We start from the raw sequence: 16,881 nt of genomic DNA on the forward strand, positions 1-16,881 counted from the left end.
CACGGGTAGGGACAACGTCCAGGCAACCGGTCTTCAGGGTTTAGGTAAGTTCCCGCAGCAATTGCCGGCAGCATCGTCCATGTGCGGCTGCGCTTCAACGGACGCCGCTTTATAGGAGCTCCAGTCTGGCAAGTCCATAGCAGGGTTCTGATCTAGGAAACCGTGTGGCTTGAACCAGAAACCGCTGTAGTCGACGGGCATAATCGGCCAATCCTCAGTCCTCGGGATGTGGGTGGGACCGAAGGAATGCCAGATGACAATATCTTCGTTTTCGATGGCGCGGTTGGCCTTCACCCATTCCCCGATGCCGTCTCCGGCGTGCTGGTTCGGGTAATCGCCGGCCGGAAAGCGCTCTGCCGGGTCGTACTTTGTGGCCCAGAAATGGTGAGTCGCGAACTGGGCCCGCTTCCACGCGGAGGAATCTTCTTGCGCCATGAGCCGCGGACCGGCCATCGGAATCAGTTGGTAGCCGGTGGGTTGTCCGACGTAGTTCTTCCGGTTCGGGTTAGTAATGAACCAACTCCGGCCCGTCTCGGTGTTGGCATCACGGACAGCATCCAGTTCGCGGCTCAACGGTGTGCGCTCCCAGGTGAACGCGTTGCCGTGCGGATTCTCCTTCCCCATCGGGATACCCATTATGTTTTGCTCCTCGACTGAGTTGGCGTTGCCGTCGATCGCCACGTCGAGCCGCGCGCAGAAAATGTGCTGGTGGACAGGCGCAATGACCCCGGGGGCGATTTCGGGGGCATGCTGGTTCGGCTGGCCGGGATAAGTGGCTCCGGTGTAGACGATTCCCGTGGCTTTGGCCTCCATCTGGATGGAGCCGTCAAGGTAGAAGTACCAGAAGAAGCCGTAGTCGTAGTTCCCAATGGTAGCGAAGTAAGAGAGCACCAACCGGCGTGACCGGCGCACCTGCGGGGCTTCGCCGAATTCGGTGTGCTTCCAGAGAATGCCGTAGTCCTCCTCGTGCATGCAGACGGCGTTAGGAATCTGGACAGGACGTCCGTCGTCCCCTGCGACGAAGGCGTCGAAATACTCGATCACGCCCAGGCAGTCACACCCTAGCTTGAGCGAGTTCGCGTTCTTGCCGAGGAGGTACTCGCCGGCGTCGAAATAGCTGATCCAGAATCGGGTGTTGGATGTATCGCCATACGGGACCACCATCTCCGGTACGGAGGCCCGGTGCAGCACCATGCGGTCCTCGTCGCCGTCCCGGAAGCTGATCTGACTCAACACGAGCCCGTCCTGAGCGTTGAATCCCACGCGGAGTTTCCAGTTCTCCCACTCCACATGGTTTCCGTTGACCTTAAAGGACGGGCCTTCAGGCTGGGTAATCTCCAAAGGCTTAAGAGTGGTCCGGGCGGGACCAACATGCTCTGGTGTGTAGTGCCGGGTTTCCATCGGGATCGGTACCGGTTCCGTTTCGGCATAGTCGTCCTCGACCCGGGCAACGACGCTGGCAGTCAGGTCAATGTGGCAAATCAGGCCCTCGACCGGGTGCGCCCAAGCGTTGTCTCCCTCAAAGTTCCGGTGGAAGGTCAAAGACCGAATCATTCTTTTTCCGGTCTCGCCTTCCCGCGGGAAGAATCCAGGTGCCAGCGGGGATAGGTAAGTGTTGGTGGTGTCTGTGATCCCACGGCGGAGCATGGCTGCCTGCCAGCGCGGATCTGCCTTCGCGATCTCCTGCGCCCGTTCATACTCCTCGAAGAGGTATTGCGGCTGACCATAAGGATGCTCGGAATTCGGCACCGTCCTGAAGGCAGTGACTTCGCCCTTCGTAACGGAGACGGTGGCTTCCGCGGCCTCCGCCGTCGTGATATCCATCAGCGTAACGAGAACCGATCGGTCGTAGTCGTCGTCGCCATCCACATAGGTTTCCAGCAACTGCTTGTCGGCCTCCATAGGAAGAACTCGAGGAAAGCGGGTATTCTCGCTGACCATTCCTGCGTCCACCAGAATCTGGCGAGCAGCGCTGATCTCCTGCGGCGTCAGCATGTCCAGAGGATGGGTGACCCCCAGGCTTGAGGGAGCAATTTGGGTAGTCTGCATGATTTTCCTTTCAAGTAGAACCGGCCGGTGCTGCCGAATCAGATTAATTCTTTGCGCTCAACCGCAAGACTAAGCGAAGGACCACAAATAGCGATCGCTGTTGCTTTCGAAACTGGCGATGGAGTCGTTGGGAATAACTGAACGCCTCCATCACGGCCTGTTAGTCCAGAACCGAGGTGCGGTCTTGAACTGATTCGCCATCGGATTCCATGCGGTCCTCCATAGTCGGCGGCACGCGCAATTTAGCGCCAAAGATGTAACCGGCCAGGCCCAGCGCTGCCAGGAATCCGAGAGTGCCAAGCGTGAACGTTGTGTAGACCTGCTGCTCAACGCCCCAGATCTCGAAGAACGGGTAGTCCAGTCCGAAGACGGCTTCAAGCGTGCCGGGGAAGACAGCAACCCACGATCCCAGAGCCACCCAAGCCGTACAGATCACACCGAGGGTAACGAAAACACGGTTCCCACCTGGCACCCGGAACGGTCGATGGGTCCGGGTGTCCGATAGCCGCAGCTTTATGGCCGCAGGAATGATGGCAAGGTACGAGATCAGGTACGTGCTGATGGAGATAGTCAGCACTACGCCGAACACCGCTGCGGAAGAACCTTCGATCAGAGTCAGGGACGCGATCAAGAAAGCACTGGCGAGAACGCCGGAAAGGAGGTTGATACGGATCGGAGTGCCGAGAACCCGGTGAAATTTGCCGAAGAAGCCGCCGAAGAACGATCCGTCTGCCGCCGCGATACCTTGGACACGGTCACTGACGATCATCCACGCGGCACCTTGGGTGACCAGTACATGAACGAAAAGCGCTGCCGCTACGGTCATCATGACGGGCGCGGCCGGACCGTAAACCACAAAGACTTCGCCGACTGCTTCCATCAAGCCCGAAACACCCGTGATCTCGTCCTTGGGAATCACAAGCAGGATGGCCAAAATGGGTAGCAGGTAGCAGCAGGCCGCGATAAACGTGGACTGCGTCAGGCCCTTGGGTACGTCTTTTTGCGGATTCTTCATTTCGCCGGCAGCGCCGTTGGCTGCTTCAAAGCCGAGAAATCCAAAGAGCAGTAACGGTGCTACGCCGAAGAGACCGAGCAGTGTCGGACTGAGGTCGGCTGCGGATATACCGCTGAAACCGTGCTGGAACCCGTAAATAATAGTGGTCACCACGAACAGGAACAACAGCCCAACCTTGGCCACCGCCCCGGAGTTCGGCAACCACTTAGCCCAGCGAAGGCTTGCAATCGCCGAAATCACCGTGGTCCAGATAAAGGCCAGATAGAACAGGTAGCCGGACGGACCGGCCAGATCGAGGGGCAGCAAGAACTGGTGGAACGTCTCCCCTGCCAGGAATGCCATTGAACCGCCGATCCAGACAGGCGTCGTAACCCAATAGAAGACCGTGGAGATTGATGCGACTTTGCGGCCGAAAGCTCGCTTGACCCAGTTATAGCAGCCGCCCTCATCTGTGAATGCACTGCCTGTCTCAGAGAACAAGAGCGCGTAGGGAATCAGGAAAGTGATGACCAGAATGACCAGCCATGTAAAGGTCTCCCCTCCATAGGAAGACAGTTGACCGAGAATCTCGATGGAAATAACCGCCGCGATCGTCAACAGGACGATGTCCAAGCGGCCAAGCGTACGGTGAAGTTTCCCTTGCTGCTCGTCCATATACTTGGTATTTATCGATGGCATTGCTGAACCTTTCGAAAAGCGTGGATGAAGGGCCAGGCCTCTTTGCTTGGTCCTGCCACGGGCCGCATGGAAGCGGCTCGGCAACCTATCGTTTTGTCAGTAAGAAACCCACGTCGTCTTGAGTCCCTGGTACTTGTCCAGGGCATGCAGGGAAAGGTCGCGCCCGTAGCCGGAGGATTTGAAGCCGCCAAAGGGAGTTTGGGCTCCGAATGCGTCCGTGGCATTGACCGATACCGTGCCTGCAACCAGTCGGCTGGCCACGCGGTGTGCGCGGGAGATGTTTGAAGTCCAGACCGATGCGGCCAGGCCAAACTGCGTCGAATTGGCAATTCTGACCGCGTCCTCTTCGGTGTCGAACGGAATGACTGCCAGGACCGGACCAAACACTTCGTTCTGGCCGAGTTCTGAGTCCGGGTGCACGTTGTCCACTACTGTGGGCTGAATGAAGCAATTGCTGTCGCCTAGTTTAAGCCTGCGGCCGCCAGCTGCGAGGTCTGCTTCCTTCCGCGCACGGGCGATAAAGCCCTCCACCATGTCCGTGTGCTCTGCACTTACCATGGCCCCCATACCCGATGCGGGGTCGAGCGGATCCCCGGGCTGGTACCGCTCAGAGATATCGCGCAAGAGCGCGACGAACTCCTGATGGATTCCCCGTTGCACCAGAACTCGTGAATGCGAGGAACACACCTCCCCTTGGTTGAAGAACACGTCAAACGCGGCAGATTCGGCTGCCTTCTGCAGGTCTTCGGTGTCGGCAAAGACGATGTTGGCACTCTTGCCGCCGCACTCAAGCCATACCTGCTTCATGTTCGATTCGCCCGCATACCGTTGGAACAGTTTGCCGACCCCGGTTGAACCAGTAAACACGAGTGTGTCGATGTCCATGTGCCGACCAATGGCTTGTCCCGCGGTCTCGCCAAATCCGGGCACCACGTTGACGACACCGTCCGGCAGGCCTGCTCCGGCAAAGATTTCAGCCAAACGGATAGCTGACAGAGGTGACTGCTCAGCCGGCTTGAGCACTACGCTGTTTCCCGCGGCAATGGCCGGCGCGAGCTTCCAGGCAGCCATATCCACCGGGTAGTTCCATGGCACCACGGCGCCGACTACACCCAACGGTTCTTTTGTAATGGTGGCGTGGACCCCGTCGTCCATTGCCACGGCCTCTCCGTTGAGCTTGTCGAGAGCCTCGCCGTAGAAATCGAACAGTGACGCCGAGAACGGCACGTCGAGTTCGTGGGCATCAACGACCCGCTTCCCCATATCCAGCGAGTCCAACACGGCCAGTTCGGCTGCATGCGCCCGAAGTCCTTCGGCGATGTTCTGCATGACGCGCTTGCGGACCGCCATCGGCTGGCCTGTCCAGCGGCGATCTTCAAAAGACCTCCTGGCAGCAGCAGTTGCGCGATTCACGTCTGCGGCATCGCAGGAGACCACATCCGCCAAAGCCTTGCCCGTAGCAGGGTTTATGGACGTAAAGGTGGCACCGGATTCAGCCTTAACCTGTTGGCCGTCAATGAATGCATATTGCGGAACCGGCATCGTTTGGGCCAGGTCCAACCACTCTTGATGGGTTTTTTGCGACATGATCACTACTCCTATAGTTTGCGCTTCACCGCAAGAATACTGTGCACTGAGTCACCAAGGCGAGAGTTGTCGGCACTGATTAACCGAAGCTATATATTGAAATAACCGTGGGGTCCGCTTCGACAGGGCATGGGCTTCTGAATACAGGCCGGGAGGAGTGCAAATGGCGCGAGACAGGGATAAACGAATGGATGCGCTCGTTGACGCTTCGGTGGCTACAATCGCCCGCAATGGTTTGACGAATCTGAGAATTAAGGACATCGCGGCGGAGGCAGGTGTGTCCGAGCGGCTAGTCAGTTATTACTACCCGGATCTGGACGGCTTGGTTGCTGCGACCCACCGCAAAGCGTCGGAAAAGTACTATTGGAATAGGCTTCGCACGATCCAGCGTCATCGCGCCCCGGAAGCTGCGCTAACGGAGCTAATCGCCAGCGGGCTGCCCCAAGGCCGCGGGGATGTGCTTTCCAGTGTGCTGTACGAGCTAAGCATCAGCGCCACGAGGCAGCTCCAACACGAACAGCTGATGAGCAGCCTGTACAGGGACGAAGTCTCACTGTACGAGCAAGTATTGGAACACGGCAGCAAGACACAGGCGTTCAACTTGTCCGCTCCCACTAACGAACTGGCAAGATCCTTTGTCGCCCTCGAGGACGGCCTGGGGTTGCAAGTGCTGGCTGGCACTGACAGTCTCACTGCGGAACACGCCAAAACAATACTGCTCTCCTATGCGAGGGCGGTCACGGGCGCGGCGCTGTAGAAGAGGACAGGCAAGACAGCTGCTCCCGACACAGCGGGGACGCCCGTGCAGGCGTCCCCGCTGTGTCGGGAGCAGAGGCTGGACTCACGGCATCAGCCGCACCGTCAAACTGTACTGGCCAGAGGTGCACCGATCGTCCGGAGGCCCGGCGCTGTGAGCAGGTGCGGGGAACCGAGCACGCTGTCCAAAGCCTCATCTGACATCAGTCCTCGAGCCTGGACGACTTCCACTACACTGTCACCGGAAGCCATTGCTTCTTGGGCGACTTCAGTGGCGCTCAGGTACCCGATGTAGGGAACCAGAGCAGTCACTAGACCGATGGATTGTTCAACGGTGGCGATCAGTTTGGCGGGATCCGCGGTAATGCCATCGACACAACGCTCAGCCAGTACGGTGCAGGCTGCCCTGAGCTCACCCAGACTCTCGAAGAGTGCGCGGGCCATGACAGGTTCGAAGGCATTTAGCTGTAGTTGGCCGGCTTCGGCTGCCATCGTGACAACAAGATCATTGCCGATCACGGAGTACGCAACCTGGTTCACGACTTCCGGAATGACCGGATTAACTTTCCCGGGCATTATGCTTGAGCCTGCCTGAACTGCCGGCAGATTTATTTCCCCAAGGCCAGCCCGTGGTCCGGACGAGAGCAGGCGCAGATCGTGGGCGACCTTGGAGATTTTGACGGCGATCCTCTTCAGTACGCTCGAAAGCTGGACCAACGCTCCGACATCCTGAGTCGCTTCGATCAGGTCACCAGCCGGCGTTACCGGGACCCCGCTGATGAGGGCCAGATGGGTGCAGGCCCGCTGGGTATATTCGCCGTGGGAGTTCAGGCCCGTTCCGATAGCGGTGCCGCCCAGATTTACTTCCCGGATCAGCGCCATCACCTCTCCCAAGCGGAGTTCATCTTCGGAGAGCATGACCGAAAACGTATTGAATTCCTGCCCCAGCGTCATCGGCACTGCGTCTTGGAGCTGGGTCCGGCCCATCTTGAGGTATTCCTTGAACTCCCGGGCCTTCCGATCGAAGGAATCACGAAGACCGCCCATTGCCGTGGCTAAATCCTCGGCCGCCCCGTGAAGACCAATCCGCAGTGCCGTGGGGTAAACATCGTTGGTACTCTGTCCCAGGTTCACGTGGTCCAGCGGGTGCAGGACACTGTAGTCACCCCGCTGGCCACCAAGTATTTCCAATGCGAGGTTTGCTATGACTTCGTTGGCATTCATGTTCGTGGAGGTGCCGGCGCCGCCCTGGAGCGAATCCACCACAAACTGATCGTGCAGCTTTCCCGCCTGAATCAACCGGCATGCCGCGATGATGGCATCAGCACGGACCGCGTCCAGCAGGCCGAGATCCTTGTTGGTGGCCGCCGCAGCTTCTTTGACTGCCGCCAAAGCGTTCACAAAGTGGCCGTGGATGCCGATGGGTACACCGGTCATAGGAAAGTTCATCAGGGCGCGGGCCGTATGTACGCCATAATACGCATCGACTGGGACGTCCAGCCAGCCGATGAGGTCGTGCTCGCGGCGCATGTCAGTGGACATCTACAGTCTCCTTTAGAGTGTCCTGTTCCGTATTCCCAATCAAGCGCGAGCGCAGCACACTGCTCCGGGCGATGTCGATACAGGTGAAGGCCATAGCCTTCGCCGCGTCCATGACAGCCTTGTCCGCCGCCGCGGTGATGCAATGCGCGGCAAACTCCTTCTGATGGTTCACAGCAGGAAGAGAATCAATACCTATATAGGGGTGGATGGCTGGAAGCCGCTGGGACACATTACCCATATCTGTGGAGGCTCTGTTCATCCTCATATCCGCACCAGAGGAGACGAACTGACGTCCCAGCGCCGTTGCGTTGGCTACGAAGAGGTCGAGGATTGCCTCATCATTGGCGAACTCCGCATAGGGCTGACTTTCGGCCTCAATCTCCAGGTCGCAACCGGTGGACAGGGCACCTGCTTCGAAGCACTTCCGCACCCGCTCTTCCAACACTGCAAGGTCGGCCAGGGTGCCCGCACGGACGTACCAGCGGCCCTCAGTCACCTCGGGGATGGCGTTCGGAGCTTCTCCCCCGTTCGTCACCACTCCGTGGACGCGTACGCCGGACTGGAGCTGCTGCCGCAACAGACCTATAGCGACCTGTGCCACGGTGAAAGCATCAGCTGCGTTGACTCCCCGCTCCGGATAGGCCGCCGCATGACTCGCCTTCCCTCGGTATCGGATTTTACTGTGCGATACCGCGAAGGGTTCGGCCCGCGCCACATCGAGCGGACCGGGGTGGACCATCATAGCCGCGTGCAGTCCATCGAAGGCACCGCGATCCATCAGTTCGATTTTGCCGCCGCCGCCCTCTTCGGCCGGTGTGCCGATGACCGTGATCGTCACGCCGAGGGCATCTACCACGGGGGCCAGCGCCGCCGCGGCACCGACGGCAGCAGCGGCGATGATGTTGTGTCCGCAAGCGTGCCCGAGACCAGGCAATGCATCGTACTCGGCACAAATAGCAAGTTGCAGTGGTCCGCGGCCAAGCGTGGCGGCAAACGCCGTCGGGAAGCCGCAAAGCTCCCGCGTCACCTTAAATCCAACGCCGGTGAGTTCTGCTGAGATCCAGGCAGCGGCCTGCTTCTCCTGCCATGCAGTTTCGGGGTTCGCATGCAGCCTGTGCGAGAGGCCGAGCAGCCGCGCGGAAAGCCCATCGATCCGCGCGGCCGCAACGTCTTTCAGGTCTTTCACAGATCCCCCGGAACGCCATAGCTCGGCGCCGCATCCGGCTGCACCGCACGTGTAAGGTACTGCTGCTTCTGCGGCTGCCAGAGTCTCCACACGTCAGCCAGTTGGCCGATCGGATCTTCCTCGGCCCAATCCACCCGCAGGTCGGTGACGGCCCAGGAAACTTTATCGACGACGACAAGGCCAGCCGAATGCTCCGGCCCTTCCTCGCCACCCGCGTCCCTACCGGCGAGCAGGCCGGCCAGGAGCCGGTCTTCAAACTCACCCGAGGCACTGACATAGGCATCCATGATTGCATCAACGACAGCGGTATCGCAGAGCAAGTTGCCGGCAGCCACCGCGCCCGGACCTTCGACAGTTCGGTGAGTGCCAAGGGTGTTGGTTCCGCTGAAGGCTGCCGTCCCTCCCTGATTATCAACCAGGCTCAGCTGGCGGTACTCAGTGTCCGGCTCCGCTGCAAGCAGTTTCGCCATCGCATCGTCGGCGGTCGTGCCGGATTCAAGCGATTCCAGCAGTTTGGAGCCTAGCTCGGGGTTAGTGATGTTCTGAGAGGCAGCTCCGCCAATACCGGCTCGCAAATGCACGCAACGCGCAGCCACAGCAGGACTTGATGAAGTGACAACCATGCCGAAGGCACCGGATTCAGGATCTCGCGCCACAAGGGAAAACGTCATAATGGCTCCTCAGGAGTAGTTACTGTTGGCTGTTACTAACGACTGCGGTGGCATCGATTTCCACCAGCCACTCGGGTCTGGCCAGGGCGCTGACCACCAAGCCGGTAGATACCGGATGAACGCCCCGGAGCCATTTGCCGATTGTTCGGTAGACCGGCTCCCTGTATCGGGGATCGATCAAGTAGACGGTGACTTTGACGATGTCCGCCAAGGAGCTGCCGGCCTCTTCCAAAAGCATCTTGATATTGGCCATTGCTTTCTCCGCCTGTGCTTCTACATCTCCGACGCCGACGGATTCGCGCGTATCCAAGTCCTGCCCGATCTGGCCGCGAAGGTAGACCACGCCGTTGGCGACCACCGCTTGGCACAAATCGTTGTCGAGGTTTTGCTCGGGGTACGTTTCCCTGGTGTTGAATGGCCGGATCCGCGTATGAGTTGTTGCGGTCATCGCGACCCGTTCACCTTCTCCGAGAGATCTGCCGCGGACTTAACCAGATCGAGCGGGCCGTCCCAGTCGAAGTTGCGGTAAACGGCGCCGAGCTGGGCGAAAGGCGGCGACTGTGCGAAGAGCTGGAACGTCAGGCGGTGGCCGGCGTAGTCGCTGTTGAGCAAGTCCCGTGCAAAGGCGAGGAGACGACGGCGGTCCTCGGCCACCCAGTTTTCGTTCACTGAGTAGAACTTGTCCAGCCAGGATCCGACTTCCGGGTCGTTAAAGGTTGCCGAGTCGGGCGTGATGCAGATCTGTCCACCGCAAAGCTCACGGGCAATGTGCATCATGGCTGGGAGCTGTGTCAGCGCGGTGACCCGGCCGGTGTACAGCAGCGATTGGTTGGGCATCAGGAGTCCGCCCGGACTCGATTCGGCATGTGCGATGGCTGCCGTCAAGTGGGCATTGATAGTCTCCCTGTAGCAGGCTAGCTGGGCCAGCTTTTCCTGCACAGCCTGCTGCTTCTCCAACCCGGTCTGCTTTACGTTCCACAGCGCCGAACCGATCATCAAATCGGCCAGATGCAGCGTGCGCTGCACGAACGGGAATGCGCTGTAACGGTGCAGCGTGGACCGGATGAAGCCTGCCGCCTTGGTGTGGCGGTAGAAGAGAACGTCCTCCCAGGGGATTTCGACATCGTCGAACACCACCAAAGATTCAACCTCATCCACGCGGTTGGCCAGTGGGTAGTCGGCCGACGGACTCTTGCTGGCGAATCCGTTCCGGGAGATGAACTTCAGTCCAGGAGATCCCATGTCCATAACGAAACCGACCGCATAGTCGGAGAGCTCGCTGTTGCCCCAGTTGGCAATGGTCGGCTTCGTGAAGGCCTGGTTGGAGTACGCGGCTGCCGTCTCGTACTTGGCGCCTCTAACCACGATGCCGTTGTCGGTTTCGCGCACCACGTGCAGGAGCATGTCAGGGTCCTGATCCTGCGGAGCTTTGGAGCGGTCCCCCTTGGGATCAGTGTTGGCTGAAACATGGAAAGGGTCGGCTTTGATGGAGCGAGAGATGTGCCGGCGAATGTTCTCGGAGAACCGTGGATCAACCTCGTTCAGCACATCCTGGCCGTCATAAAGCGACCACATTTCACCAATGGTCTCGTCGCCGACACGCGTGACGACGCCGCCCGCCTCGCGCTGGACCAGATCCACAGCGGCCCGCTTGTCGATCCAGTCCTGCTGCGTCTTGGGCAGCCGGTTAGCAATCGCATTAAGTTCGCCGGTTTCCTCATCCGCGTAGGTCATGACCTTCTGGGTCTCGGCCTCATGGGCCAGATCATAGATCCTCGCCCGGACATCCACGATCGGCTTGAACATTGGGTGGGACGTAACGTCGCTGACTTTCTCACCGTCAACCCAGACTTGGCGTCCGTCGCGGATGGAGTCGCGGTATTCATCTCCGGTGCGGATCATTTGGAGCTCTCTTTCTTGTACGGTCCATAGGTGGGTCCCGATCCTGGATAATCGGGGAAAACTGAGGGCGGCACGGGCTGCGGTTTCGCATACGTCTGAGCGCTGTAGATCAGCGGATCGCCGCCATGGGATTCAATGTCGAGGGCATGGCCGATGTACACAAGGTGGGTCCCCGCCTCCACCGATTCGTGGATTTCACAGTCAAAGCTAGCCACGGCATCGGCAATGCGCGGGGATCCTGAAGGGGCATTGGTCCATTCCCCGCAGCTGAAGTCCCAAGGCTCTTTGCCCGGCCAAGGACGACCGGCAAAAGTATCAGCAACATGGTCGTGCTGACGTCCGAGGACGTTTACGGTGAACGACCGGTTCTTGGCGATCGCGTTATTGATCGGGCTTCGGGAGTTGATACAGACGAGTACAAGCCGCGGATCCGCGGAGACCGAGCACATCGCGCTCACGGTCTGTGCAAAGCGTCCAGCCGGCCCGTCCGTTGCTACAACAGTGACTCCCGTAGCCACCTTGCCCATGGCAGCGATGAACGGATCATACGCTCTCGCCGGCGCAGTTTGGCCCGAAGTTGCTCTGGTTTCGGTTGACATCGCATGCTCCTTTTCCGATTGCTGCGGTGATCTGCAATCAGTATTGGGCGACTACGAGCCATGTGTCCAACAGAATTTTTCTACGATAGGCATCGGAAAAACCGAAACCTAGACCCCTAAAATTGGTTAGGACAAGGTGTGTGTCCTATTTCAGAAGGGAACGCCTGCACTGGTCGATGAAGGCCGTGGCCCTCCGGGTGAGCCGCACACCAGACAAATGAACAGTGCCGACGTTCAGTCCTCCGTGCCCGCCGTCGAGCTCCCGGGCAACAAATCCCAAACCTTCATAGCTCATGTTGATGTTGGTGCGCTGGCTGAGAATTGAATAACCAAGACCACGGGCAACCAAAGCCCTCACCATTTCAAAACTGGTTGTCCGGAAGCGGATGTTGGGAGACAAGTTTTCATTCTGGAAAAAGGAGAGGAAGTAGTCGCCGCCGGGAGGAAGATCAAAGAGGATCAGCGGCTCTTCCACCAACTGGCTCAGGCTGATGCTAGGACGCTGCGTCAGCCTATGGTGCTCCGGCAAGATTACGTAGGGCGGCGTTGACTCGATAACAGTGCTGGTTAAGTCTCGTGGGCGCTGGCGACCGCCAAAACCATAGTCGTACAGGATCGCCAGATCCAAAGAGCCGCTGCGCAGCTTCTCTTCCAACTCCGAATGCGATCCCTCGATGAAGCTGAGATCTACGCCCGGATGCGAATCAGTAAAGTCGGCGATGATCCGGGGCAGCAGGATGGGCGCCAAAGTGCTGTAACACCCAACAACAAGCCGACCCGAGAGTGACTCACTGGTTTCCCTGGCCGAGTTGCGCAGATCCTCGACGCCGGCCAGCAAGCGACGCGCGTCCACCAGGACCTGTTGACCAACACTAGTAAGTGACATGCCGCGGGCATGACGGACAAATATCTGCACCCCAAGGGATTCTTCAAGGTCGGTCAGGGCCGTGGAAACGGCAGATTGCGACAGATACAACTTGGTTGCCGCCGCGGTCACGCTGCCGGTTTCTGCGGCCGCCACAAGGTACTCCAGCTGCCTCAAGCTCACGTTAGACATCGATTAAACCGAAACCCTTCTTCGAATACATCTGTTTTACACGATGCACCGCGCACTGCATAGTCGTTGTAATCACTGAACGCCTCACCGATTCTCCAAGGAGCAAAGATGAACGATCCCGAGCTCGCGCTGCTATTCGACACACTCTCCATTGACTCGACATGGGGCAAGGAGAAAGAACTGGCCCAGTACATGGGTAGCCAGATGGAGTCCTGGGGAGTGGACGACGTCGAGCTGGTCGACTCCATGCCGGGGCGGCCCAGTGTTGGCGGCCGCATCCGGGGAACCGGCAAGGGAAGGTCATTGATCCTCAACGGCCATTTAGACATTTATGAAATGTCTCCCGACTGGACTCGGGATCCGTTCAACCCGAGCATCGAGGATGGCCGCATCTATGGCGGAGGCATCGCCGATATGAAAGCAGCGACGGCCGCAGCGCTGGCGGTGATGCGCAGGATCGCCACATCGGGCGAGCGCCCCGCAGGCGACGTCATATTCCAAGGTGTGTCCTGTCATTTTGAAGGCGGGGTCGGCACAAGGTCCCTTCTGGAGGCTGGCTTCACCGCTGATGCAGCCATCTGCGGTGAGCCGACGGACAACACAATCGGCACAGTTCATCGGGGCGCGGCCTACCTGAAGATCACGACTTTCGGCAAGCAGGCCCACACCTCGGCCAAGGAACTAGGACTGAACGCCATCGAAACCATGGAGCCCATTCTGGCGGCCATGCGGAAGCTCGAAGGTGTCATGCCTTACGAACCGCATCCGGATCTGCCCGGTGGGCCCAACCTGAATATCGGCACTATCCGTGGCGGCACAAAGCATAATCAAGTGCCGGACCGCTGCGAGATGACCTGCGACATTCGGCTCCTGCCCTCCCAAGATCCGTACGACGTCAAGATCCAAGTTGAGCAGATGGTCAGCGAGCTCAAGGCTTCCGATCCCCGTATCGAAGCCATCGTAGAATTCAGCGACCATTGGCTCAGCGGACCGCGGTTGCCCTACGAAATTGACAAGAACTCCCCCATCTCCAGGACTGTCGCGAAAGCTGTGCAGGAGGCCGGAATCTCGCCGGTCTACCAAGGTATCCAGTTCTGGACGGACATGGTGCCCCTGAAACAATTCGGAATTCCCTCGGTGAACGTCGGACCAGGGACACCCCCCTACAGCTGGGCGGATGAGTGGGTTGAGCTCGCAAAGTACCGCGAAATTATCGAAATCTATAACAACGCAGTCCACAGCTGGTGCCGCTGACGCAAGATCTCCACCGCCGCGACAACAGCACCAACAGCAACGAAACGCATATCTCCGAGTAGTTCCGAGAAAGGTTCTCCCATGAAAAAGTCAGCTAAGCTCGCCGGTCTCCTCGGTGGTGCAACAACCCTTGCTCTGCTCGTCTCCGGTTGCGGCGGTGGCAGCACCGCCGCGGAAGGTGAAAACAGCGCAGCGCCTGCGTCCGGCACCAGCAGCGTCGAAACCAATACACCGGGCCAACTCAATGTCGGCGTCGATCTAACTTACCCGCCCTACGACATGCTCGTAGACGGCAAACCGGCGGGCTTTGATGTCGACTTTATGAACGCGCTTTCCGCAGAACTGGGCCTGGAGCCCAAGTTCACCGACACCCGCTTTGCCCAGATCGTCGCTGGTATCAAGGCAGATCGCTATGACGTGATCGCTTCCACCTTGTACATCTCCGCCGGCCGGGACAAGGAAGTGGACTTCGTTCCCTATTTTCAGACGGGAAATTCAATCCTGACGCCGGAAGGCGATGCGCCGCTCGTTACAGCCCAGGATCTGTGCGGCAAGACGGTCAGCGTCATCACGGCCACGGTGATCGCCAAACTGCTTCCTTCCACCGAAAGTGACAAGTGCAAGGAAGCGGGCAAGCCCGCCATCAATGTGAAGGAATTCCCGACGGATCCGGAAGCAACCCAAGCGCTGCTCGCCGGTCAGGTGGATGCACAGATGACAGATGCCGCCGTAGCGAAGACCGTGGTGGAGAAGTCCAAAGGCCGGGCCGCGATCACCAGCACTGAATTGATCTACCCGATCGCAGTCGGGCTGGCCGTGCAAAAGGGCAATAGCGAGATGCAGGAAGCGCTCGAGACCGGCATCGAAGCCATGAAGGTGTCCGGCACCTACGATGAGCTCCTCCAGGAATACAACCTTGAGCCCGTCGACCCGCAGGTCCTCGAAGATTCGCTGAAGCAGGGATAATCATGACGTTCGACTGGGCATACACGTTCTCGCTCTTTGCAAACCCTGACCTGTGGCGGGCAGCCGGCCTCGTCGTCGCGCTTAGTCTGCTCTCTTGGGTCATCGCCAATGTGGCCGGCATCGGCCTGGCGCTGATGAAAGAATCGCGGTCCAGGATCCTTTCCACCGCAGCCGGTGCTTATGTCTGGCTGTTCCGCAGCCTGCCGCTGCTGGTCCTGCTGGTGTTCGCCTACAACATCCCTCAGGTATTCCCCGCAACCCAGGTGGTTCTCGGCTCATCGTTCAATGCCGCGTTGATCGCCCTGGTCCTCAGCGAAGCGGCCTATATGGCGGAAATTCACCGAGGGGGTCTGCTGTCCGTTTCGACTGACCAACGGGAAGCGGCGCGCGCGCTGGGCCTGCCGTACGGGCGGGTGCAGCGTCACGTGGTTATCCCTCAGGCGTTCCGGATCGCGCTCCCAGCCTTGGGCAATGAGTTCGTCTCGATTCTGAAACTAACTTCGTTGGCAAGCGTCATCTCGCTTGAGGAAATCCTCCTTGTCGGCCAGCGGCTGTACACACAGAACTTCATGGTCCTGGAAACCCTGTTCGCCGTCGCAATCTTCTACGTCCTGCTGGTCACTATTTTCGACCGCTTGCGGGACCTGCTCGAACGCAGGCTTGACGTGAACCGCCGCCGTCCCGCACTACATGGAGATGGCGATGTCGCCATCCAGGGAACGGTCGTCCGCGGCCGCGAGCGCCGTCCGCACGAGGGCGAGAAGCTGGTCAAGGCGCAGGGCGTCACCAAGTCTTTCCACGGAAACCAGGTCCTGAAGGGTGTGGACATGGACGTCCACGCCGGCGAAGTGGTTGTGGTTATCGGCCCGTCGGGTTCGGGCAAAACCACTCTGGTACGTACCTTGAACCATCTGGAACCGGCTGACGGCGGAAGCATCGAAATCAACGGCCAGACTGTCGGCTGCAAAGCCGGTCCCCAAGGACGCGTTGTTGCGCTCTCCGACCGTGACATTTCGTTGCAGCGCCGCAACATCGGCATGGTGTTCCAGAGGTTCAACCTCTTCCCCCACAAGACAGTGCTGGAGAACGTCACCTTGGCGCCCGTCCAACTGCACCTCATGACGGCAGCCGAAGCCGAAACATTCGGCATGGAGCTCCTCCGCAAGGTTGGCATGGCTGCACACGCCAAGAAGTACCCGCATCAGCTTTCGGGTGGCCAGCAGCAGAGAATCGCCATCGCCCGCGCTCTGGCCATGGAACCATCGGTCATGCTGTTCGACGAGCCGACATCGGCCCTCGACCCTGAGCTTGTGGCAGAAGTTCTCGCCGTCATCGCCGAACTCGCCCGGGACGGTATGACCATGGTCATCGTGACTCACGAGATGAAGCTAGCCCGCGACGTAGCGGACTGGGTGGTCTTCATGGAGGACGGGAACGTCGTGAAGCAGGGTCCGCCGGAGTCGCTTTTCGGTCCGGATGCCGAGCCTCGGATCAAGCGATTCGTCCAGTCCGTATCAGATGTTCCCGTCACTGCACAGACTCCAGTCATCGGGTAACTGCACCAGGGAAATAACGACGGCGGTGCCCGGCTTTCTGCCGGGCACCGCCTCCGTCTCTGC

Annotated in this window: 14 protein-coding genes; 4 read left to right on the forward strand and 10 right to left on the reverse strand. The window is 59.3% G+C overall.

Features of this window, described 5'->3' with window-relative positions:
- Positions 1–33: 33 nt before the first annotated feature.
- The 3 genes from AC3A4M_RS04595 to AC3A4M_RS04605 form a co-directional block, all read right to left on the reverse strand.
- Positions 34–2,049, reverse strand: coding sequence for a primary-amine oxidase (locus AC3A4M_RS04595; RefSeq protein WP_498734234.1), 2,016 nt, complete (start codon positions 2,047–2,049; stop codon positions 34–36).
- A gap of 160 nt (positions 2,050–2,209) precedes the next feature.
- A complete protein-coding gene (locus AC3A4M_RS04600; protein ID WP_498734235.1) occupies positions 2,210–3,718 on the reverse strand; it encodes an APC family permease in 1,509 nt (502 codons plus the stop codon).
- Positions 3,719–3,838: 120 nt separating this feature from the next.
- Entirely contained in the window at positions 3,839–5,329 is a 1,491-nt protein-coding gene (locus AC3A4M_RS04605; RefSeq protein ID WP_498734236.1) for an aldehyde dehydrogenase, read from the reverse strand.
- 187 nt (positions 5,330–5,516) lie between these two features.
- Here AC3A4M_RS04605 and AC3A4M_RS04610 point away from each other — a divergent pair, with 187 nt between their 5' ends.
- Positions 5,517–6,086 (forward strand): TetR/AcrR family transcriptional regulator, encoded by a 570-nt coding sequence (locus AC3A4M_RS04610; RefSeq protein ID WP_498734237.1) that lies wholly within the window; start codon positions 5,517–5,519, stop codon positions 6,084–6,086.
- Between the two features lie 104 nt (positions 6,087–6,190).
- Here AC3A4M_RS04610 and AC3A4M_RS04615 read toward each other — a convergent pair whose 3' ends face one another.
- The 7 genes from AC3A4M_RS04615 to AC3A4M_RS04645 form a co-directional block, all read right to left on the reverse strand.
- Positions 6,191–7,627: an aspartate ammonia-lyase gene (locus AC3A4M_RS04615; RefSeq protein ID WP_498734238.1), complete on the reverse strand. Its 1,437-nt coding sequence runs from the start codon at positions 7,625–7,627 to the stop codon at positions 6,191–6,193.
- Complete coding sequence (locus tag AC3A4M_RS04620) at positions 7,617–8,813, reverse strand: M20 family metallopeptidase (protein WP_498734239.1); 1,197 nt, start codon at positions 8,811–8,813, stop codon at positions 7,617–7,619. The genes AC3A4M_RS04615 and AC3A4M_RS04620 overlap by 11 nt, the downstream gene beginning before the upstream one ends.
- The gene (locus AC3A4M_RS04625; RefSeq protein ID WP_498734240.1) at positions 8,810–9,484 is read right to left on the reverse strand and encodes a DUF1028 domain-containing protein; all 675 of its coding nucleotides are present in this window, start codon (positions 9,482–9,484) and stop codon (positions 8,810–8,812) included. Before AC3A4M_RS04625 ends, AC3A4M_RS04620 begins: the two co-directional genes overlap by 4 nt.
- 19 nt (positions 9,485–9,503) lie before the next feature.
- A complete protein-coding gene (locus AC3A4M_RS04630; protein ID WP_498734241.1) occupies positions 9,504–9,932 on the reverse strand; it encodes a RidA family protein in 429 nt (142 codons plus the stop codon).
- Positions 9,929–11,386 carry a 4-hydroxyphenylacetate 3-hydroxylase family protein gene (locus AC3A4M_RS04635; protein WP_498734242.1) on the reverse strand — a complete coding sequence of 486 codons (1,458 nt, stop codon included), beginning with the start codon at positions 11,384–11,386 and terminating at the stop codon, positions 9,929–9,931. The genes AC3A4M_RS04630 and AC3A4M_RS04635 overlap by 4 nt, the downstream gene beginning before the upstream one ends.
- Positions 11,383–11,985, reverse strand: a complete 603-nt coding sequence (locus AC3A4M_RS04640) for a flavin reductase family protein (RefSeq protein WP_498734243.1) — start codon at positions 11,983–11,985, stop codon at positions 11,383–11,385. The genes AC3A4M_RS04635 and AC3A4M_RS04640 overlap by 4 nt, the downstream gene beginning before the upstream one ends.
- Positions 11,986–12,130: 145 nt before the next feature.
- Positions 12,131–13,042, reverse strand: a complete 912-nt coding sequence (locus AC3A4M_RS04645; protein ID WP_498734244.1) for a LysR family transcriptional regulator — start codon at positions 13,040–13,042, stop codon at positions 12,131–12,133.
- A gap of 108 nt (positions 13,043–13,150) precedes the next feature.
- Between AC3A4M_RS04645 and AC3A4M_RS04650 the strand changes: the two genes are divergently transcribed.
- The 3 genes from AC3A4M_RS04650 (at position 13,151) to AC3A4M_RS04660 (ending at position 16,818) form a co-directional block, all read left to right on the forward strand.
- The gene (locus tag AC3A4M_RS04650) at positions 13,151–14,296 is read left to right on the forward strand and encodes a M20 family metallopeptidase (RefSeq protein WP_498734245.1); all 1,146 of its coding nucleotides are present in this window, start codon (positions 13,151–13,153) and stop codon (positions 14,294–14,296) included.
- Between the two features lie 81 nt (positions 14,297–14,377).
- Positions 14,378–15,262 carry an ABC transporter substrate-binding protein gene (locus AC3A4M_RS04655; RefSeq protein ID WP_498734246.1) on the forward strand — a complete coding sequence of 295 codons (885 nt, stop codon included), beginning with the start codon at positions 14,378–14,380 and terminating at the stop codon, positions 15,260–15,262.
- A 2-nt stretch (positions 15,263–15,264) separates the two neighbouring features.
- Positions 15,265–16,818 (forward strand): amino acid ABC transporter permease/ATP-binding protein, encoded by a 1,554-nt coding sequence (locus AC3A4M_RS04660; protein ID WP_498734247.1) that lies wholly within the window; start codon positions 15,265–15,267, stop codon positions 16,816–16,818.
- The last annotated feature ends 63 nt before the right edge of the window (positions 16,819–16,881 follow it).

The sequence above is a fragment of the Arthrobacter sp. Soil_C_60 genome (genome assembly GCF_057656375.1).